The following is a 19,602-nucleotide window of genomic DNA, read 5'->3' on the forward strand; positions in this document are numbered from 1 at the left end:
TGCGCATGACATCGACGGAAAGCAGCCGAGAGAGGCGGGACGGCCTGCGACGAGCCGCAGGCCGTGTGTCCGGGGCGCTCTGAGCGAGTCACCGGTGTATGTCACAGCTGGTGATCATGGCGCGAGCATCGTGCGTTTCACACGAAGCGCGGCGAGAATGCCTCTCAGGATATCGATGGGGGGCGGCGGACAACCCGGTACCGTGACGTCGACAGGAAGAAATTTCGAGAGCGGTCCACATACGGCGTAGCTTTCCTTGAACATGCCACCGGTGCAGGCGCACTCGCCAACTGCGACGACCAGCTTCGGCTGCGGCGTCGCCTCGTAAGCTCGCAATACCGCTTCCTGCATGTTCAGCGTGAGCGGGCCAGTGACGAGCAGCATGTCGGCATGGCGGGGACTCGCGACGAACCTGATACCCAGTCCTTCGATGTTGTAGTACGGATTGTTGAGCGCATGGATTTCCAGTTCGCATCCGTTGCAGGAGCCCGCGTCGATCTCCCGAATGCACAACGCCCGGCCTAGTATGTCGAGTATGTCCTGCTGGATCTGCTGGCTTCCGGTGCGCCATGCGTCATCGCCTTCCGGCACACGCTGATCCGGTGTGTCGGTTTTCGCGATCTGTTTGAGAAGTTGCCACATTACAGGTCATGTCCCGCGTAGTTCAGATTGAACGACTTGTTGATCAGTGGAAAATCGGGAACGATATTGCCGATGATCGCGTGTTCGAGTGCCGGCCAGTTCTGCCATGACGGGTCATGGCAGTGACATCGCAAAATGTTCCCGTCAGTCCCGGTCTCCAGTGCGATGAACACATCGCCGCGCCAGCCTTCGATCCACCCCACCCCGCGTGATGGCGCGCCTTCGTGTTCAAGCGGCGTGACGATACTGCCTCCCGGCAGGTCCGAGAGAAGAGTCCGGATCAGCCGGACCGATTCGTAGATCTCGTTGAACCTCACCGTGACTCGAGCCGCCACGTCGCCCCGGTCATCGTTGACGGCCTGCACCTGAACCTCGTGGTAAGGCGCGTAGGGATGATCGATGCGCACATCGATTTTCCGGCCGCTCGCACGCCCCACCAGCCCGCACACGCCGAAGTGCTCCGCCACTCTTGCGGAGAGGACGCCGGCACCCGCAAAGCGATCCTGCAGCCCCGACTGGTCGTCGTAAATCTTCTGCATCACACGGACCTGCGCGTCAATCTGGTCGCACTGCGTCAGCATCGCGGCGATGAAGCGCGGATCGATGTCCGTTGCGACGCCCCCGGGAACGATCCGATCCATCAGATAGCGATGTCCGAAAGCCTGATTGTTCAGACGTAGCCAGTCTTCCTTCAGACGGGAAAACTGTGCGAGGCCATACGCGAACCCCGCGTCGTTGCCGAGCGCTCCAAGGTCACCCAGGTGGTTGGCAATGCGCTCGCGCTCCAGCAGCAGCGCGCGCAGCCACTGCGCGCGTGGCGGAATCCGTCCATTCAACGCTCGCTCGACCGCCATGCAATAGGCCCACGTAAACGCGACCGTCGTGTCTCCGGCGATGCGTCCTGCGAGACGGTGTCCGTCGAGCGCGGACACGTGCTCGAACAGCCGCTCGATTCCCCGGTGCGCATAGCCCAGCCGCTCCTCGAGGCGCAACACCTTTTCGCCGACAACCGAGAAGCGGAAGTGTCCGGGCTCGATCACGCCTGCGTGGATCGGACCGACGGCAATCTCGTGAACACCGTCACCATCGACGTGGACGAACGGATAGTCCGCTTCCTGGGATTGAAACCGCTCGGTCCCGGAGGACAATTTCTGCAACGGAAAGTAATCGGCAGGCCAGTTGCCATGATTCAGCCACGGCCGTGTATCGCCGGCGCCGATCGCGCGCAGCCCGACCAGATCGTAGACGGCCCGTTGCATGCGTGTCGCGCACGGAAAGACCGCCGATATGTCCGGGTATCCGTCGCTGTCCCCATGCCCGCCGGCTACCGGCAACTGAAGCCACAGGATGCCGTCCTCCAGCGCGTAAGCGGCGGAGATCGCGAATGTGCCCGGAGCTTCTTCGGCACCCCACAGGGAGATCAGGCGGCCATCTGTCTCGCGTACGGCTGCGGCGGTGCGGATCCACGCGTCGGCATCGACCCGCGCGAAATAAGCCGACGACCTGCCCGCAAACACGGACAGGCGAACCAGTTCGGGAAACCCGAATGCCTCGATGCGCATATGTCACCCCGCGATCATGGCCGCCGCCTGCCGATACCACGTCGCAAGATAGGGCGGAATGTAGAGTCCCAGCATCAACCCGATTCCAAGATGGACAAACACCGGCAACAACGCCGGTGGGTGTTCAAGAACCTTGGCCGTCGTGTCCCCGAACACCATACCCTGCACGCGCACGAAGATGGCAGCGAACGCCACGGCAAGCGCGAGCAACAGGAAGGGCGTGGCCCACGGGAGTTTGCTCATTGCGGTCGTCAGGATCAGGAACTCGCTTGCGAAGACGCCGAACGGCGGCATGCCGAGAATCGCGAGCGCGCCGAGCATCATGCCCCACCCAACGGTTGGGCTCACGCGTAACAACCCGCGGATGTCGTCGATCGCCTGGGTGCCGGCCTTCTGGGCCGCATGCCCGACGGTGAAGAAGATGGCCGACTTCACCAGCGAATGCACCGTCATGTGGAGCAGGCCCGCAAAGGTCGCGATGGGGCCGCCAAGCCCGAAGGCGAACGTCATCAGGCCCATGTGTTCGATCGACGAATACGAAAAGAGCCGCTTGACGTCTTTCTGCCGGAACAGCGAAAAAGTGGCGATCAGCACCGAGACCAATCCGAAGCCGACCAGCAAGTGTCCTGGCAGGCCGTTCTGGAGTGCACCGTCGGCTAGCACCTTGCAACGCAGCACCGCATAGAGCGCGACGTTGAGCAGCAGACCGGACAGCACGGCCGAAATCGGTGTAGGACCTTCGGCATGTGCGTCGGGCAGCCAGTTGTGCATGGGCACGAGGCCGACCTTGGTGCCATAGCCGATCAGCAGAAACACGAACGCTAGCGAAATGATGGTCGGGTCGAGACTCCCCTTGACCGCGTTCAGACTGGTCCAGAGCAGCGCATCGCCGCCGCCGAGCTGCCGGCTCGCGGCGAGATAGAGAAGGATCGTGCCGAACAGCGCCTGCGCGATGCCGACGCCGCACAGGATGAAATACTTCCATGCGGCTTCGAGACTTGCCGCCGTGCGATAGACGCTGACCAGCAGCACCGTGGCGAGCGTGGCCGCTTCCATGGCGACCCAGAGGATGCCCATGTTGTTGGTGAGCAGCGCGAGCAGCATCGCGAAGATGAACAACTGGTACATGCTGTGGTAGAGGCGCATACGCGGGCCGGTCATCTTGCCGCGGTCACGCTCGATGCGCATGTACGGTCTTGAAAAGATCGACGTGGTCCAGCCGACGAAGGCTGTCAGCGCGACCAGAAACACGTTGAGCGGATCGACGAAGAACAGCTTGCCCAGCGCGAACGCCGGCCCGTGCGCCACGGTTTGCACGGCGAGCAGCGCGGCGGCCGCGAATGTGAGGAAGCTGAAGCCGACGTTTAGCTCGGCCGCGACATGGTGCTGTCCCACCAGCGCCAGACACATGCCTGCGAAAAGCGGAACTCCGAAAACCAGCAGCAGTACCCAGGCTTCAGTCATCTTTGAGTTTTTCAAGGTGATGAATGTCCAGACTGTCGAACTGCTCGCGGATCTGGAACATGAACACGCCGAGGATCAGGATGCCCACCAGCACATCGAGTCCAATGCCGAGTTCAACGATCATCGGCATGCCGTTCGTGGCCGCGGCCGCAGCAAAAAACAGGCCGTTTTCCATCGACAGGAAGCCGATCACCTGCGGTATCGCCTTTGCGCGTGTAATCATCATCATGAACGACAGCAGCACGCAGGCGAGCGCGATGCCGAGCGTGCCGCGGGCGACCGACGAGGCGAGCTGGCTGATCGGCGACGCGACATTGAACGCCACGATCACAAGCACGATGCCGATCAGCAGGGTGGCGGGAATGTTGAGGAGGGACTCCACATCCGTCTTGACGTCGAGCCGTTGCACGAGCCTGTAAAGTATCCAGGGAATCAGGCCGACCTTGAGCACCAGGGTCAGTGCGGCGGAGATATAAAGGTGTACGTCGGCAGTGACATATCCCAGGATGACATTGGCTGACACGAGTGCCACGCCCTGCAGCGTGTACAGATGAATCAGCGACAGGATCCGGCGCTGGCTGAGCATCGCAAACGACAGCAGCAGCAGGATGGCGGCCAGGAAGTTGATGATCTGCGTGGCGAACCCGTGCATTCACGCCCCCAGCAGAAAGTGAACGAGCATCCCGATGACGGCCAGCAGGAACGCTGTCGCGAGAAACTCCGGCACGCGGAAAATGCGCATCTTCGCGTTGGTTGTCTCGACTACCGCCAGCGCCGCGCCACCTATCAATAACTTGATGAACAGCGCGGGTATCGCGAGCAGCAGCGCTGTCGGATTGCCGGCCTCCGCGATGCCCCACGGGATGAACAAGGCGAGCCCGATGCAGGAGTACGCGAACAGTTTGAGACTCGCGGCCCATTCCATCAGCGCGAGATGCCGGCCGGAATACTCGAGGATCAGCGCCTCGTGGATCATGGTCAGTTCGAGGTGCGTGGTCGGGTTGTCGACCGGCAGGCGCGCGTTTTCGGCGAGCGACACCATCGTGAACGCGATCCCCGCGAACGCGAGGCTCGGATAGATCGCCAGTTCGCGATGGCTGAGCGTGGCGACGATCGTGGTCAGCAAGGTCGACTGCGTGATCAGCGCCGCCGAAAACAGCACCATCAGCAAGGCAGGCTCCGCGAGGAAGCCCACCAGCATCTCGCGGCGCGCGCCGAGCGTGCCGAACGCGGTGCCGACGTCCATCGCGGCCAGCGAGATGGCCACGCGAGCCAGCGCGAAAAGACCCACCAGGGCGATCGCGTCCGCTGCCGGCGACAGGGGAAGGTCGGTTGAAAGCGTGGGTACGATCGCACAAGCAAGCGTCATGCATGCCCAGACGACATACGGCGCGCCGCGGAATATCGGACTGGCGTGATCGGCGACGACCGACTCCTTGTTGAACAGCTTGTGCAGCATCCGGTAGGGCTGCCAGATACTCGGCGCCCGGCGGTTCTGCAACCTGGCGCGGCACATGTTGACCCAGCCCGTCAGCAGTGGGGCCGCCGCCAGAGCAAGCAGGATCTCCAGCCCCTGGGAGAGCAATCCGGAGAGCGTAATCATCGTCTCACCAGCAGCAGCAGCACGATCAGCACGAGAAAGCTGTGCATCAGATAGACCGCGATGCGGCCTGTCTGGAGCAGGCCGGCCAGAGCCGCGACGCGCTTGACCAGTTGCGCGATCGGCTCATAAATCAGGGCCCACGCACGATCTGTCACGGTGACGCTATACACGGGGTGACTGTCGAATGGCGAAGGAAGCCGCCGTTCGATCCTGAACAGCGGTGCGAAGATTTCGCGGATCGGCTGCCCGAACCCTTCTGCGGTGTCCTGCATGCGCGCGTTCACGAACGGAAAGCCACAGGCCCAGGGTGCCGCACGCCGCAGGCGTCCATGGTAAAGACGGCGCACCAGCATCCACGCGAGCCCGCAGCAGGCAACGAAGAACAGCAGGAAAATCAGCGGCATGTAGCTGGCACGGCCTACACTGGTGGGTGCGAGCAGCAGCCAGCCGTTGCGCGCGACAGTGGGTCCGATGCCCACGCCAACCAGCATCTGCGTGATGCGATCCAGAACGACCACGAACTGCACCGGCAACAACCCGAGCAGCACGCATATCGCTGCGAGCCACGCGAAGCCGACGCGCTCCCACGGACTCGCATCCCGTGCCTCGCGTAACTTCGCTTCGCGAGGTTGACCGAGAAAGATGATGCCGAAGAACTTGACCATCGTGTAGCCCGCGAGCGCGGCCACGAGGGCAATCAGCGCGGCCACGAGCGGGACCACCATATTCAGGAACGGGTCAGGCAGGCCGGGGGTGAACAGAAAGCTCTGCAGCAGCAGCCATTCGGAGACGAAGCCGCTCAATGGCGGCAGGCCCGCACTGGCAAACGCGCCCACGAGAGCGGCCCACGCCGTCCACGGCATGAAACGGATCAGGCCGCCCAGGCGCCCGAGATTGCGCTCGCCTGTCGCGTGGAGCACGGAACCGGTGCCGAGAAACAGCAGGCTCTTGAAGGCCGCGTGGCTGGCGATCTGGTAGAACAGAGCCGTCATCGACAAGGCGGCCAGCGCGTTCATCCCGTATGCGCGAAACAGGATCGCGAGCCCCATGCTGACGAACATCAGGCCGATGTTGTCGATCGACGAGTACGCAAGCAGCCGCTTCATGTCCGTCTGGATGGCGCTGAACACCACTCCGAACAGGGCGGTGAAGAGTCCGAGCATCAGCATGAGCACGCCCCACCATGCGATCTGCACGTGCAGCAGGTCGAACACTGTGCGCAACACGCCATAAAGGCCGGCTTTCAGGACGAAGCCGCTCATGAGGGCCGACACCGGTGACGGCGCTGCCGGATGGGCCTCGGGAAGCCAGACATGCAGCGGAAAGATCCCTGCTTTCGTGCCGAAGCCGAACAGCGCCAGCAGAAACGCGACGGACGCCCAGAATACGTCCAGATGCTGCTCGCGCATATTGGCGAACGTGTAGTCGCCGGTATTCGCCTGCAACAGGCCGAAGCACAGCAGGAGCGCGAGTGCACCGACGTGGGAGATCAGGAAGTAGAGCCAGGCCGCCCGGCGGATGTCGGCGAAGCGGTGATTGGTCATCACGAGGAAAGTGGCCGATACCGTCATCGTCTCCCACGCAACCATGAAGCAATACGCATCGTCTGCCAGCAGCAGTACTGCCATGCTCGCGAGGCACACGTGATATTCGAAGCAGAGTAATCCAGGCGGTGTACCCTCGCCCTTGCGGAAATAGCCGGCGGAGAATGCACTCACGCCCGTGCTCACCACGCCGAGTACTGTGAGGAAATACGCCGACAGGCCGTCGAGCCGAAAATGGAACGGCAGGTCCGGCAACCCGAGCGGCACGATGGCTTGCTGGGGATTTGAGAAAACGCCGGTCAGGCCCAGTCCGCACAGAAGCAGGCCGAACACCGCGCCGACAGGAAACAGCACGTGCGCCACAACGCGTGTGCGGCGCAGGTTCGCGAGTCCCAGAACCGCAACGACGAGCCAGCCCGCGACCACCAGCACCACGTAATGGACGACCAGCAGATGTTCCATCGGCGTTGTCTCCAGTGCCGTCAGACGTCCTGTTCGACGGTCGGCGTGTTGGACGAAGGGCATCCCGCAACGGCCTCTGCCCGGTGATGACGTTCCATTTTTTTGACATACCGGTACAGATCAAGCCCCGTCGATTTCGTGATGGCCTCAGCGCGGGCATAGAGGTCAAGCCACCCAGGCACGGTTCTCTGTTTGACCCCGATCGCGATCGTGTTGCCTTCGCGCCGCGCTATGGTGCGGAACAGTTTTCCGTTGCACGCGCGGCGTAACCGGTCGAGGTAGATGGCGAGCCGCGGGTCGCTGTTCAGCAGGTTGGCCACCAGCACACCTTCGTCGCGCAGCGCAGCATGACAGCAGTCGTAAAAAGACTGGCTCGACAGGCTGGCGGGCAGCCCGGACGCGTCGAATCCATCGAGCAGGATCACATCCGTGAAGCCAACCTTGCCCGAGAGATATTCCGCAGCGTCGGCGTGCACGATCCGGAATCGGTCTGATTCAGGTGGAATGAAAAACTGCTCGCGCAACGCGATCACTCTCTCGTCGATTTCCACGTTGGTCACCCGTGCAGACGGAAACTTCTGGAAGCAGTATTTCGACAGCGATCCTCCGCCCAGTCCCACGATCAGGATGTCTTCGGGACTGGAGTGAAAAAGCTGGAATGACATCATGGCTCGCGTGTACGGCAGATCGAGCGCAAGCGGATCACTCTGGCGCATCGAGCTTTGTATGCCGAACGCGTCGAAACGCAGCGACCGCGTGCGCGGCCCCTCGCGTATCACGGGTTCCCCGGAAGTCTTTCCCCGTCGCCTCGTCAGGGCTTGCCTGAACGGATTGTGATCGGCCGGCAAATTCATTGTCCTCCTGAAACCGCGCGGTCCAGTTGCCATGATTAGCAGTCGTGCAGTGACTGAGAGATGACGACTGGGCCGCGGTAAGCTCAACGCATCCATCCGTGAGGGACAGGCGCCGGGATAGCGCCTGCCGCCAGACACGTTTCGAAGCGCGGCACGGCGTGAGTGAGCATACGCGCCGCGTTTTCGTGAACCGCGTCGCCGCTGCATCGTTGCTGCGACGTATGCAACCGCGGCATCCCTGCATGCCGCCCACCTTCCGGAGAGGTTCTCCATCAGGAGCATCAGGTTAGCAGTTAATGATAATTGCGTTATCATCCTAGCAGCTTTATTGTTCTGGTTCCACACGTGATGATCCGTCGACGTGAGCGGAGGACATGCCGCGTTCGTTCAGGACGCGCCGGAGATACGGGTTTCACCCCGCGCGTGGAATTTGAGAAAACAGCCTGCTGCACCGGTCCCCGCCTGCGCCGAGGCGCGGTCCGGATACGCGAACACACGAGTCGATACCTGATGCCAGCACACTATTTCCGGACCTTGACGGGAAAGGATCGCAGCACCAGAGCCAACAGGCAGCTTGGCTTCTCGCTTGCGTTCGTGGCTGGTGGGACCAACGCCGGCGGCTTCCTGGCAGTGAAGCAGTACACGTCCCATATGAGCGGCGTGGTCTCTGCGATTGCCGACCAGACCGCCCTGGGCGACCTCTCGCTGGTTCTGGCGGGTGCCGGATCGCTGATCTCATTCCTGCTGGGCGCCGCCTGTTCCGCCGTGCTCATCAACTGGGGGCGGCGCCGGCGGCTGAACAGTCAGTACGCGTCGCCGTTGCTGGTCGAGGCTGTCCTGCTGCTTTGTTTCGGGTTGCTCGGCAGCCATCTCGCCCTGTGGGAAACCCTGTTCGTGCCGGCGACGGTCGTGCTCCTGTGCTTCATCATGGGTCTGCAGAACGCAATGATCACGAAGCTTTCGGGTGCGGAAATCCGTACCACCCATATGACGGGCACCGTGACGGATATCGGCATCGAGATCGGCAAGCTCCTCTACTGGAATTCATCGAAGGTCGAACCCACTAAGCCGTTTGTCCTCGCGAACCGGGCAAAGCTGAAAGTACACATGACGATGCTGACGATGTTCTTTGTCGGTGGCATCACAGGGGCGATGGGATTCAAACACATCGGCTACGCCTCGACGGTACCGCTTGCGGGCGTGCTGATTGTGCTGGCCATCGTGCCCCTCGTTGACGACCTGCGCACGGCAGGGAGGTTGACGTGATCGATACGAGTATTCCACTACTGTCCCATGACTACACGTACCTGTATCTGCGAGACGTGATGGGCCGCCGCGGACTGATCGTCATCGGCGTGGGCAAGGCGGGCGAACGCGGATTCCAGATGCTGTACCGGTTTTCTGATATCTGCGATCGCCTGGAAGAATGCGGGATTAACGTGATCTTCGTCTATCAGAAGGAATCCGCCCGACACGTTCAGGATGCGACCTCCTTGTTCGGCGCCCGTTACAGGCAAAGGCCGTGTCTGTTTCTGGACCATGACGGTCAGTTCTTTGTCGGCCCACCGCGCCCCAGATCGCTTCGCGCGGTGTATCTGGACCGGGAGATGAGGCGGCTCGACACGGCCGAAATTGCACTACGGGATGAAACGTGGGATTCACTGCTGCGCGCCTTCTTTGTCGAGGTCGCAGCAGGTTTCATGCACTGAGCGCGACGACGTGAGAACGGCCGGTCCGTCAACGCCAGGGACGTCATGTCAATCATGTCACTTCGGGCCGGACCCGGCGCGCATGTGCGTATCCTGGCGACGGGACCTGACGAAATCGTAGCGCTTGAGGCGCTTTCGGCCATCCTGCGTTGGCAGGAATCGTGCTAACCGGCCAATGCAAAAGACAGCGCACACACCCGCCGATTGCCGCCGCATCGGTTTTCGACCATACACATGAAAAGAGAGAGAAAGGCGAGCAAGCCCCTGGTCATAGAGAATGACCAGGTGGTTTCACTGTACTTTGATGCGCGCGGCGTGCAGAGCACTATGTTGCGGCACTATCCGTACGCCCTTGCGCTGGGTTATACGCGCACCATGATGGGTTTCCTGCTGTTCCAGCCATTTCCGCGCCGCATTTCGATGATCGGTCTGGGTGGCGGTTCGCTGGCGAAATACTGCTATCGCCACTTGCCCGACACCGAGATTGCCGTCGTCGAAATCAACCCCCAGGTGATCGCGCTGCGCGACCGGTTCCATGTGCCGCGTGATAGCGAACGCTTCAAGGTGATCTGTGCCGACGGAGCGCAGTACGTCACGGTTCCGGATTACCGGCCCGACGTGCTGCTGATCGACGGTTTCAACGCCGACGGGTTGCCCGCCGAGCTCGGTAGCAGGACGTTCTACGAGGCCTGCCGTCGCCGGTTGAGTGACAACGGGGTAATGGTGGCCAATCTGGTGACGGACGAACCGGACTTCCATCACTACCTTCGCTCGCTCAGGGAAGTCTTCGCGGACGCGGTGACGCTGGCGCCGTCCGAAGGCAGCGAACACAACGTCACTGTTTTTGCGTGGAAAGGAGCCGATGAGTTTCCGTCCCTCGCAACGATGCTCGACCGGGCGCGCGCGCTCGAACCCACGCATGCGGTGAATCTCCATGCGACGGCCGCGCGCATCGAGTACGGCAAGAGGTTTAACTGGGATCGATACGGACAGGCGAGTTGAGCGCATTCATTTGCGACGCGTCAACGACGGCACCAGTCCAATCCGCGCTTTTTTGAGCAGGCGCGTTCCCTAGGAAAGAAGATGACGGCAGGAAGCGACAACGAACGCAGCACCTTGACCCATACGGCCGTCTGGGCGCTTGAGCGCCCGGCCCAGCAACGATACGGTCGCGATGCGACCAGGCTAAGCTGGTCGGTCGCGCAGGAACTGCGTAACCGGCGGCGTATAGGCGAGCGATTCATGGATCGACGGCGCGTGGTGCGCTCGTGGCGTCAAGATGATGACCCGGATCACGTCTTGTATTATAATTGGATTAACATACTTGGGTGTTGCTTCTCATCATGGAAACGAAAAGCGCTCGATTCACGATTCTGATCGATCCTGTGAAGAAGGAAGCGTTCGAAAAACTGTGCGCAGCACAGGACCTGACGCCCTCACAGGTGGTGCGTCAACTGATTCGCGAATACCTTGAGCAGCACGGCGTCACCTACAAGACAAAGAGCGCCGTTGGCGCCCGCCCGCGTCGAAAAACGGCCTGAGGTACATCCGGCTCAAGCCCATGACGTGATCCGGCGAAGAGGCCGCCGCCCGTTCGCGCTGGCATGCTGCCGGGTACTCTTTCGGGCTGCTTCCTTTACAGCATACCCATAAATCACGAGTCTTCTGATGTGCGCGACGACGCACGGTCGCCAGTGTCGCGCAATATTATGGGTTGGAAATGCACCGCCTGGAGGTGAAAGCAGAACTGCTCTGTTTTCTCGCGTTATCTGAAATCTTTGCCTTTCGCTCCAGGGGCACATGATTGCAGATCGACCATCTCGTCGAAAGCATAAGGATCTGGCTACGGCGCCACGATCATCGCGTCGACTGGCGCGAGCGGTGGTTACCACGATCGGTTGAATCCGCCATTTACCTAGCTGTTGCATCTCGTTGATCAGGTAATAAATTGAGCACATATTCACTCAGAAATCCTAATTAATTGACGGAGACTCAAGCGTTCAATTGAACCATACTGGTTCGCTACCCCCCCCTTTGGGGATCGTATGCGTTGTCTTCGGACCGTGAGCGGATCCTGTTTACTGGCGTTCAGCGTGGAAGGTCAGGGGCCGCGAGGCGGGAAAACACGTTTTCGGCCACAGGAAGTTGGAGTCTCGCCTGAACGACATCTGGAATTTGAGTGGCTTTGCTTAGGCGCGTTTCCTCGGCCGGCATATTCAACCGCGCGAGATCGTCTTCGTTTTCGTCGCTTACCAGCCGCTCCAGATAGTCGGCCCAGGCCTGGCTCATCCGTCGTCGCTGATCGAGGAATTGAGCCCGGCCGTATGCGTCTCCAAGTTCCTCGTCGCTGCCGTGTGCAAGATGCCGTTCAACGATTTCCTTGTCGTAGCCCAAGCGCTCCCGAATCAGCGTACCTGTCCGCAGGCAACAAAAAACCCGCATAGCCAATAGCCACGCGGGTTTCAGAGACTGCACACAACTTGTTCAGACTACCTTGGACAACAGCGAATCACGAAACTGGTGGGTGCTGAGAGGCTCGAACTCCCGACCTACGCCTTGTAAGGGCGCCGCTCTACCAACTGAGCTAAGCACCCGTTTCGCGATTCAGTGCTTCCGTTGCCGCCGATTCATACGGCTTGAACCGAGCAAGTCGCTTCAAGCAATTCCTCAGGCAGCAAGCCCATTAGTTTAGCGCATCCTTCAGTGCTTTGCCAGGCCTAAATTTAGGAACCTTCGCCGCCTTGATTTTGATCGCAGCGCCGGTGCGCGGATTACGTCCTGTGCGTGCAGTGCGCTTGCCGACCGCGAACGTGCCAAAACCGACCAACGTCACCGAACCACCCTTCTTCAACGTACTCTTGACACCCGCAATGACTGCATCGAGTGCACGGCCGGCCGCGGCCTTCGAAATGTCGGCTTGCTGTGCAATGTGATCGATCAATTCCGTCTTGTTCATTCCAACCCCCGAGAATGTTTATGGAATCGTGACGGTGCTTTCCGGCACCTGGTTTCACGCGGCCGGCGGCGACGCCGGGCCGACCCATTAGAAGTGGCCGAAACCCAGGTGTCAAGCCGGGTTGAGCCTGATCGGCGCGGTTTTGGAAGGGCTCTTTTATCACCAGATATTGCGACGGGTCGGCTCATCTGCGACGAGTCAACGTGCGCGTTTTCACAGCGCCCATGATGTGGAAACGCGAGGCTTTCGTGATCCATTGCGAGGTCGACGTGGACAATAAAAAACCCGCGGCCGTAACCGCGGGTTCTTTGCTTCAGCAAGCAGCCTCGCAACAGGATACTTTAGCGTACCTTAGCGCGCTTGCGTACGCTTCAGTGCTTGACGACCTCCGTCGCGGCGTCCTTGCCCTCTCCAGCAACAGGGGCGGCCGGCTTCGGCTCTTCTTCCAGCAATGGCTGCGGTACACGTTCGAGCGCCAGTTCGAGCACCTTGTCGATCCAGCGAACCGGCACGATCTCGATCGCGTTCTTCACGTTGTCCGGAATCTCGGTCAAGTCCTTGACGTTCTCTTCCGGAATCAACACGAGCTTGATGCCGCCGCGATGCGCTGCGAGCAGTTTCTCCTTCAGGCCGCCAATCGGCAGGACTTCGCCACGCAGCGTGATTTCGCCCGTCATCGCGACATCGGCACGCACCGGAATACCGGTCAATACCGACACGAGCGCGGTCGTCATCGCGATACCAGCCGAAGGACCGTCCTTCGGCGTCGCGCCTTCCGGCACGTGGATGTGGATGTCCTGCTTCTCGAACGCTTCGTCCTTGATACCCAGACGGCGCGAACGCGAACGCACGACCGAGCGCGCTGCTTCGACGGATTCCTTCATCACGTCGCCGAGCGAACCGGTGCGGATCACATTGCCCTTACCCGGCATCACAGCGGCTTCGATGGTCAGCAGATCGCCGCCCACTTCCGTCCATGCCAGACCCGTGACCTGACCAACCTGATTTTCCTTGGCGGCCAGACCGAAGTCGTACTTGCGCACGCCGAGGAACGTGTCGAGGTTGCTGCCGTCGACCTTCACCGCGCCCTCCGCCTTCTTCAGCAGAAGCATCTTCACGACCTTGCGGCAGATCTTCGAAATTTCACGCTCGAGCGAACGCACGCCCGCTTCGCGCGTGTAGTAACGAATGATGTCGCGGATCGCGGTTTCCGTCACATCGACCTCGCCATCCTTGAGGCCGTTGTTCTTCTTCTGCTTCGGCAACAGATAACGCTGCGCAATGCTGACCTTTTCGTCTTCCGTGTAGCCCGACAGACGGATCACTTCCATCCGGTCGAGCAGCGGCGGCGGAATGTTCAGCGAGTTCGACGTCGCGACGAACATCACGTCCGACAGATCGAAGTCGACTTCGACGTAGTGATCGGCAAACGTATGGTTCTGTTCCGGGTCGAGCACTTCGAGCAGCGCCGACGACGGATCGCCGCGGAAATCCTGGCCCATCTTGTCGACTTCGTCGAGCAGGAAGAGCGGATTGCGCACGCCGACCTTGGTCAGGCTCTGCAGGATCTTGCCCGGCATCGAACCGATGTACGTACGACGGTGGCCGCGAATCTCGGCTTCGTCGCGCACGCCGCCCAACGCCATGCGCACGAACTTGCGGTTCGTCGCGCGCGCGATCGACTGGCCGAGCGACGTCTTACCGACACCCGGAGGCCCAACGAGGCACAGGATCGGCGCTTTCACCTTATCGACACGTTGCTGGACCGCGAGATACTCGAGAATGCGTTCCTTCACCTTCTCGAGACCGAAGTGGTCTTCATCGAGCACGCGCTCCGCATTCGAGAGGTCGTTGTTGACCTTGCTCTTCTTGCGCCACGGCAAGCCGATCAGCGTATCGATATAGTTGCGCACGACCGTCGCTTCCGCCGACATCGGCGACATCAGCTTGAGCTTCTTCAGCTCGGAGTCGGCCTTCTTCTTCGCTTCCTTCGGCATGCGCGCAGCCGTGATGCGCTTCTCGAGTTCTTCGAGGTCCGCACCCTCTTCGCCTTCGCCGAGTTCCTTCTGGATCGCCTTGACCTGTTCGTTCAGGTAGTACTCGCGCTGGCTCTTCTCCATCTGACGCTTGACGCGCCCACGGATACGCTTTTCGACCTGCAGGATGTCGATCTCGGCTTCGAGTTGCGCGAGCAGATGCTCGAGCCGCTCGATCACCGGGAACATTTCGAGGATGTGCTGCTTCTGGTCGAGCTTGAGCGGCAGATGCGCCGCGATCGTGTCGGCCAGACGCCCGGCTTCGTCGATACCCGACAGCGAGGTCAGGATCTCCGGCGGGATCTTCTTGTTCAGCTTCACATACTGGTCGAACTGCGACACGATCGCGCGGCGCAGCGCTTCGGTTTCAGCGCTGTCGGCGTGGTCGGGTTCGAGCGGTATGACTTCGCACGAGAACTGCGTTTCCTGTTCTTCGATGGAAAGCGTCTTCGCGCGCTGCAAGCCTTCGACGAGCACCTTCACCGTGCCGTCAGGCAGCTTCAGCATCTGCAGGATGTTGGCAATACACCCTACTTCGTACATGTCCTTTTCGGTCGGCTCGTCTTTCGCAGCCGTTTTCTGGGCGACGAGCATGATGTGCTTGCCGCCTTCCATCGCTGCTTCGAGAGCCTTGATCGACTTCGGGCGGCCTACGAAGAGCGGAATCACCATGTGCGGGAAAACGACTACGTCGCGCAGCGGGAGCAGCGGCAGCGTAATGCGTTCCGGCGGGAGGAGTTGGGTTCCTGACATTTCATTTCCCCATGAGTGGAATCAGTTCGTTCGATAGGTGAGGCCGGCAGAAAATATTGCAAGCCTTCGCGTGTGGGAAAAGTTCAGTGACTCCGAAAGGTTCAGTGACTCCATAGTGAAAACAACCAACCTGACCACACGATAAACGAAAAAGCCGTTCACGTCGCCATGAACGGCCTTTTTGCAGAATCCGAAGCCGATCAGTTCGAACCCGCGACCTTCGGCGCGTCTTCGTAGATCAGCAGCGGTTTGCCGTCGCCGTCGATGACGTTGTCGTCGATGATGACCTTGCTGACCCCCTTCATCTGCGGCAGGTCGTACATCACGTCGAGCAACGCCTGTTCCAGGATGGAGCGCAGGCCCCGCGCGCCGGTCTTGCGGCGGATCGCCTTGCGCGCCACGGCCTGCAAAGCGGCCGGACGAATTTCGAGTTCGACGCGCTCCATGTTGAACAGCTTGTGGTACTGCTTGACCAGCGCATTCTTCGGTTCGACGAGGATTTTCATCAGCGCGGCTTCATCGAGCTTGCCAAGCGTGGCGACCACCGGCAGACGGCCGATCAGTTCCGGAATCAAACCGAATTTGATCAGGTCTTCCGGCTCCACTTCACGCAGCACTTCCCCGGCGTCGCGGTCCTGCTTGCTCTTCACGCTGGCGCCGAAGCCGATGCCGGTCTTCTCGGTACGATCGACGATGACCTTTTCGAGGCCGTCGAACGCGCCACCGCAGATGAACAGAATGTTCGTCGTGTCGACCTGGATGAAGTCCTGGTTCGGATGCTTACGGCCACCTTGCGGCGGCACCGACGCCATCGTGCCTTCGACGAGCTTCAGCAAAGCCTGCTGCACGCCCTCGCCCGACACGTCGCGCGTGATAGACGGGTTGTCGGACTTGCGGCTGATCTTGTCGATTTCGTCGATGTAGACAATACCGCGCTGGGCCTTGTCCACTTCGTAATTACAGTTTTGCAGCAGCTTCTGAATGATGTTCTCGACGTCTTCGCCGACATAGCCGGCTTCCGTCAGCGTGGTTGCGTCCGCAATCACGAACGGCACGTTCAGAAGGCGCGCAAGCGTCTGCGCGAGCAGCGTCTTGCCGGAGCCGGTCGGCCCGATCAGCAGGATGTTGCTCTTGGACAGCTCGATCTCGTCCTTCTTGTCGAGATGCTTGAGACGCTTGTAGTGGTTGTAGACCGCAACGGCGAGAATCTTCTTCGCGCGCTCCTGGCCGATCACGTATTGATCGAGGATTTCGCGGATTTCCTGCGGAGTCGGCAGATCGGACTTGGACAAACCCGCCTCGATGCCCGCGCCCGCCGCTTCGTCGCGAATGATTTCGTTGCACAGGTCGATACATTCATCGCAGATGAACACCGACGGGCCAGCAATCAGTTTTTTGACCTCATGCTGACTCTTGCCGCAAAACGAGCAATACAACAGCTTTTCGCTGTTAGAACCTTTCTTGTCCGCCATAGATGTGTGAGCCTCCGGACACCGGATTACATGATACGCCGTTTGCCCCCGCCTCGCAGTTTGGGCACGACAGGACTAGTGAGCAAAATGACGGCGTTTGCCGCAGACGCCCGGACAGATGTTGATCATTTCACAATTGACTCGATGACGGTTCCGCCCCAATTCCGAGCAAAACAGCGGGGCAAAACCGTACCCGATCAAGGACGCTTATGCGCCACCTGGTCGACGAGACCGTAGGCTTGCGCGTCATCGCCGGACATGAAATTGTCGCGATCCGTGTCGCGCGCGATGCGCTCGACCGGCTGACCGGTATGGTGCGCGAGCAGATGATTCAGCCGCTCTTTCAAATACAGAATTTCGCGCGCCTGGATTTCGATGTCGGACGCCTGGCCACGCGCGCCGCCGAGCGGCTGGTGAATCATCACGCGCGAGTTCGGCAGCGCGAAGCGCTTGCCCTTCGCGCCGGCCGCCAGCAGGAACGCGCCCATGCTCGCCGCGAGGCCCATGCATAGCGTGGAGACGTCCGGCTTGATGAACTGCATCGTATCGTAGATCGCCATGCCCGCCGACACCGAACCGCCCGGGCTGTTGATGTAGAAATAGATGTCCTTGTCGGGATTCTCGCTTTCGAGAAACAGCATCTGCGCGACGACGAGATTGGCCGTCTGGTCGTTCACTTCGCCTACGAGGAACACGATGCGTTCCTTCAGCAGACGCGAATAAATGTCATACGAGCGCTCGCCCCGGCCGCTCGTTTCCACGACGATCGGCACCAGACCGAGTGCCTGCGCTTCGAGATCCCGGGACGACTGGGAGGTCAACGTGTCCAGCATTTGGGCGCGAAAGGTCATGCAATGGATCCTTGTCTGGAGATATTCCGAATATAGGTGCTAGACAGGTAGGTGCAACGACCCCGTTATTCAAGTGCGCGATCAGTGCATGCGCACCGCGCAACCGCATGCAGCACGCAACGCATCTTCACAGCACAAAAAAAACGGCGTGCGGGCCATCGTCGCTCCGACAGCCGGCACGCCGTTGCAGCGACGCTTACGCTTGCGCCGTTGCGCTTGCCAGTTCTTCGAAGCTCACCAACTTATCCGTCACCTTGGCCTTGCTCAGGACGAAATCGACGACGTTGGCTTCAACGACGTACGCTTCCATTTCAGCAAGACGTTGCTGGTTGGAATAATACCAGCGGACGACTTCCTTCGGGTCTTCGTAGCTTTTTGCGAATTCGTCGACTTCGGCGCGGATCTGCTCCGGTTTCGCCTGCAGTTCGTTAGCCTTGACCAACTCGGCCAGCACGAGGCCCAGCTTGACGCGGCGTTCAGCCTGCTCCTTGAACATCGCGGCCGGAATCGGCGCGTCCTTCGCGTTCGGCACACCGCGCTGCTCGAGGTCCTGGCGAGCCATCACGACGAGACGCTCCTGATCCTGTTCGATCAGCGCGTTCGGCACGTCGAGTTCCGAAATCTTCAGGAGCGCGTCCATCACCTGGTTCTTGACGATGGCCTGCGTGCGGCGCTTCGCTTCACGCTCGAGGTTGTCCTTGATCTCGCCGCGCATCTTGGTCAGATCGCCGTCTTCGATGCCGAGCGACTTCGCGAATTCGCCGTCGACTTCCGGCAGATGCGGCCATTCGATCTTCTTCATCGTGATCGTGAATTGCGCGGTCTTGCCTGCCACGTCCTTGCCGTGGTAGTCGTCCGGGAACTTCAGGTCGAATTCCTTGGCCTCGTCGACCTTCAGGCCGAGCGCCGCCTTTTCGAATTCCGGCAGCATGCGGCCTTCGCCGAGCACGAACGCGAAGTCTTCGGCGCTGCCGCCCTGGAATACTTCACCGTCGAGCTTGCCGACGAAGTCGACCGTCACGCGGTCGCCGTCTTTCGCCGCCGTGTCCGCACCGCCGTCGCCGTGTTCGCCGGCTTCGCCGCGAGCGTGGAAGTGCACGCGCTGCTTGCGCAGGATGTCCAGCGTGCGGTCGATTTCTTCTTCGCTGATGGTGGTCGTGGTGCGCTCGATTTCAGCCGTGGCGACGTCGCCCAGCTTCACTTCCGGATACACCTCGAAGGTCGCATCGAACGCGTAGTCGCCTTCGGCGGCGTCGGTCTTCGGCGCGAAGCTCGGCTGCCCCGCGACGCGCAGGTTCTCGGCCCGGCTGATGTCGAAGAATTCCTTGCCGACCTTGTCGCTCAGCACTTCGGCTTCCACCTGGCCCGAATACTGTTGCGTCACCATTTTGAGCGGCACCTTGCCCGGGCGGAAACCCGGCATGCGCACGTTCTTCGCGAGTTGGCGGATACGCGAGTCCACTTCCTTCTGCACGGCATCCTTCGGCAGGGAAATCGTTACGCGGCGTTCGAGCTTGCCGAGGTTTTCAACAACGTTAGCCATGGCTTCAATCGTCCTAAAATTATTCGAGCGAATCAGTTATATCTTTTCCGTGCCGCTCTTCGATGTCGCTTCGCACCGATTGCGCCGATTGCATCGCGCGCTCGCGTCGGGATAAGCGCCTGCGCCGCGGGCTCGCAGGCCGCTGGCAGCA

17 protein-coding genes, 1 tRNA gene and 1 pseudogene are annotated in these 19,602 nt (G+C 60.6%); 5 read left to right on the top strand and 14 right to left on the bottom strand.

The genetic code is table 11. The annotated features are described in order from the left end of the window. Window positions 1-114: 114 nt before the first annotated feature. From B9Z01_RS06335 to B9Z01_RS06365, 7 genes are read right to left on the bottom strand one after another with little or no spacing between them, the layout of a single operon-like run. Window positions 115-642 carry an NADH-quinone oxidoreductase subunit B family protein gene (locus B9Z01_RS06335; protein ID WP_085481403.1) on the bottom strand — a complete coding sequence of 176 codons (528 nt, stop codon included), beginning with the start codon at window positions 640-642 and terminating at the stop codon, window positions 115-117. Continuing rightward, window positions 642-2,204 (bottom strand): hydrogenase large subunit, encoded by a 1,563-nt coding sequence (locus B9Z01_RS06340; protein ID WP_085481404.1) that lies wholly within the window; start codon window positions 2,202-2,204, stop codon window positions 642-644. The genes B9Z01_RS06335 and B9Z01_RS06340 overlap by 1 nt, the downstream gene beginning before the upstream one ends. A 3-nt stretch (window positions 2,205-2,207) precedes the next feature. Beyond that, on the bottom strand, window positions 2,208-3,668 hold the full coding sequence (locus B9Z01_RS06345; RefSeq protein WP_085481405.1) for a hydrogenase 4 subunit F: 1,461 nt from the start codon (window positions 3,666-3,668) through the stop codon (window positions 2,208-2,210). Next, on the bottom strand, window positions 3,661-4,320 hold the full coding sequence (locus tag B9Z01_RS06350; protein ID WP_085481406.1) for a formate hydrogenlyase: 660 nt from the start codon (window positions 4,318-4,320) through the stop codon (window positions 3,661-3,663). The genes B9Z01_RS06345 and B9Z01_RS06350 overlap by 8 nt, the downstream gene beginning before the upstream one ends. Further along, window positions 4,321-5,271, bottom strand: coding sequence for a respiratory chain complex I subunit 1 family protein (locus tag B9Z01_RS06355; RefSeq protein WP_085481407.1), 951 nt, complete (start codon window positions 5,269-5,271; stop codon window positions 4,321-4,323). It lies immediately after the preceding gene. Then, window positions 5,268-7,277, bottom strand: a complete 2,010-nt coding sequence (gene hyfB / locus B9Z01_RS06360) for a hydrogenase 4 subunit B (RefSeq protein WP_085481408.1) — start codon at window positions 7,275-7,277, stop codon at window positions 5,268-5,270. The genes B9Z01_RS06355 and hyfB overlap by 4 nt, the downstream gene beginning before the upstream one ends. 20 nt (window positions 7,278-7,297) lie before the next feature. Beyond that, complete coding sequence (locus B9Z01_RS06365) at window positions 7,298-8,131, bottom strand: fused MFS/spermidine synthase (RefSeq protein WP_244195938.1); 834 nt, start codon at window positions 8,129-8,131, stop codon at window positions 7,298-7,300. A 510-nt stretch (window positions 8,132-8,641) separates the two neighbouring features. Between B9Z01_RS06365 and B9Z01_RS06370 the strand changes: the two genes are divergently transcribed. From B9Z01_RS06370 to B9Z01_RS06395, 5 genes and pseudogenes are all read left to right on the top strand, one after another. Beyond that, window positions 8,642-9,397 (top strand): YoaK family protein, encoded by a 756-nt coding sequence (locus B9Z01_RS06370; protein WP_085481409.1) that lies wholly within the window; start codon window positions 8,642-8,644, stop codon window positions 9,395-9,397. Continuing rightward, a complete protein-coding gene (locus B9Z01_RS06375; RefSeq protein WP_085481410.1) occupies window positions 9,394-9,840 on the top strand; it encodes a hypothetical protein in 447 nt (148 codons plus the stop codon). The genes B9Z01_RS06370 and B9Z01_RS06375 overlap by 4 nt, the downstream gene beginning before the upstream one ends. A gap of 30 nt (window positions 9,841-9,870) precedes the next feature. Then, window positions 9,871-10,008 (top strand): annotated as a pseudogene (locus B9Z01_RS06380) (HPr family phosphocarrier protein); the annotation flags it as partial. Window positions 10,009-10,074: 66 nt separating this feature from the next. Then, a complete protein-coding gene (locus tag B9Z01_RS06385; RefSeq protein ID WP_143808843.1) occupies window positions 10,075-10,842 on the top strand; it encodes a fused MFS/spermidine synthase in 768 nt (255 codons plus the stop codon). A gap of 341 nt (window positions 10,843-11,183) precedes the next feature. After that, a complete protein-coding gene (locus B9Z01_RS06395; protein WP_085481413.1) occupies window positions 11,184-11,381 on the top strand; it encodes a ribbon-helix-helix protein, CopG family in 198 nt (65 codons plus the stop codon). A gap of 547 nt (window positions 11,382-11,928) precedes the next feature. Here the strand turns inward: B9Z01_RS06395 and B9Z01_RS06400 are convergent. The 7 genes from B9Z01_RS06400 to tig all read right to left on the bottom strand — a co-directional run bounded on the left by B9Z01_RS06400 (window position 11,929) and on the right by tig (window position 19,451). Continuing rightward, complete coding sequence (locus B9Z01_RS06400) at window positions 11,929-12,234, bottom strand: hypothetical protein (RefSeq protein WP_143808844.1); 306 nt, start codon at window positions 12,232-12,234, stop codon at window positions 11,929-11,931. 124 nt (window positions 12,235-12,358) lie between these two features. After that, window positions 12,359-12,434: transfer RNA gene (locus tag B9Z01_RS06405), tRNA-Val, on the bottom strand. An 89-nt stretch (window positions 12,435-12,523) separates the two neighbouring features. Continuing rightward, complete coding sequence (locus tag B9Z01_RS06410; RefSeq protein WP_008923411.1) at window positions 12,524-12,796, bottom strand: HU family DNA-binding protein; 273 nt, start codon at window positions 12,794-12,796, stop codon at window positions 12,524-12,526. A gap of 371 nt (window positions 12,797-13,167) precedes the next feature. Continuing rightward, on the bottom strand, window positions 13,168-15,585 hold the full coding sequence (gene lon, locus B9Z01_RS06415) for an endopeptidase La (protein ID WP_085481415.1): 2,418 nt from the start codon (window positions 15,583-15,585) through the stop codon (window positions 13,168-13,170). Window positions 15,586-15,785: 200 nt separating this feature from the next. Next, window positions 15,786-17,057 carry an ATP-dependent Clp protease ATP-binding subunit ClpX gene (gene clpX / locus B9Z01_RS06420; protein WP_085481416.1) on the bottom strand — a complete coding sequence of 424 codons (1,272 nt, stop codon included), beginning with the start codon at window positions 17,055-17,057 and terminating at the stop codon, window positions 15,786-15,788. Window positions 17,058-17,254: 197 nt separating this feature from the next. Further along, the gene (gene clpP / locus B9Z01_RS06425; protein ID WP_006048927.1) at window positions 17,255-17,908 is read right to left on the bottom strand and encodes an ATP-dependent Clp endopeptidase proteolytic subunit ClpP; all 654 of its coding nucleotides are present in this window, start codon (window positions 17,906-17,908) and stop codon (window positions 17,255-17,257) included. Between the two features lie 196 nt (window positions 17,909-18,104). Next, window positions 18,105-19,451 carry a trigger factor gene (tig, locus tag B9Z01_RS06430; RefSeq protein ID WP_085481417.1) on the bottom strand — a complete coding sequence of 449 codons (1,347 nt, stop codon included), beginning with the start codon at window positions 19,449-19,451 and terminating at the stop codon, window positions 18,105-18,107. Window positions 19,452-19,602: the final 151 nt, after the last annotated feature.

The sequence above is a fragment of the Paraburkholderia susongensis genome (assembly GCF_900177725.1).
Classification (GTDB): domain Bacteria; phylum Pseudomonadota; class Gammaproteobacteria; order Burkholderiales; family Burkholderiaceae; genus Paraburkholderia; species Paraburkholderia susongensis.

What these genes read in the sequence shown, in the direction of transcription:
- B9Z01_RS06335 (WP_085481403.1), bottom strand. Translation starts at nt 642, where the DNA reads ATGTGGCAACTTCTCAAACAGATCGCGAAAACCGACACACCGGATCAG.
- B9Z01_RS06340 (WP_085481404.1), bottom strand. Translation starts at nt 2,204, where the DNA reads ATGCGCATCGAGGCATTCGGGTTTCCCGAACTGGTTCGCCTGTCCGTG.
- B9Z01_RS06345 (WP_085481405.1), bottom strand. Translation starts at nt 3,668, where the DNA reads ATGACTGAAGCCTGGGTACTGCTGCTGGTTTTCGGAGTTCCGCTTTTC.
- B9Z01_RS06350 (WP_085481406.1), bottom strand. Translation starts at nt 4,320, where the DNA reads ATGCACGGGTTCGCCACGCAGATCATCAACTTCCTGGCCGCCATCCTG.
- B9Z01_RS06355 (WP_085481407.1), bottom strand. Translation starts at nt 5,271, where the DNA reads ATGATTACGCTCTCCGGATTGCTCTCCCAGGGGCTGGAGATCCTGCTT.
- hyfB (WP_085481408.1), bottom strand. Translation starts at nt 7,277, where the DNA reads ATGGAACATCTGCTGGTCGTCCATTACGTGGTGCTGGTGGTCGCGGGC.
- B9Z01_RS06365 (WP_244195938.1), bottom strand. Translation starts at nt 8,131, where the DNA reads ATGAATTTGCCGGCCGATCACAATCCGTTCAGGCAAGCCCTGACGAGG.
- B9Z01_RS06370 (WP_085481409.1), top strand. Translation starts at nt 8,642, where the DNA reads ATGCCAGCACACTATTTCCGGACCTTGACGGGAAAGGATCGCAGCACC.
- B9Z01_RS06385 (WP_143808843.1), top strand. Translation starts at nt 10,075, where the DNA reads ATGAAAAGAGAGAGAAAGGCGAGCAAGCCCCTGGTCATAGAGAATGAC.
- B9Z01_RS06395 (WP_085481413.1), top strand. Translation starts at nt 11,184, where the DNA reads ATGGAAACGAAAAGCGCTCGATTCACGATTCTGATCGATCCTGTGAAG.
- B9Z01_RS06410 (WP_008923411.1), bottom strand. Translation starts at nt 12,796, where the DNA reads ATGAACAAGACGGAATTGATCGATCACATTGCACAGCAAGCCGACATT.
- lon (WP_085481415.1), bottom strand. Translation starts at nt 15,585, where the DNA reads ATGTCAGGAACCCAACTCCTCCCGCCGGAACGCATTACGCTGCCGCTG.
- clpX (WP_085481416.1), bottom strand. Translation starts at nt 17,057, where the DNA reads ATGGCGGACAAGAAAGGTTCTAACAGCGAAAAGCTGTTGTATTGCTCG.
- clpP (WP_006048927.1), bottom strand. Translation starts at nt 17,908, where the DNA reads ATGACCTTTCGCGCCCAAATGCTGGACACGTTGACCTCCCAGTCGTCC.
- tig (WP_085481417.1), bottom strand. Translation starts at nt 19,451, where the DNA reads ATGGCTAACGTTGTTGAAAACCTCGGCAAGCTCGAACGCCGCGTAACG.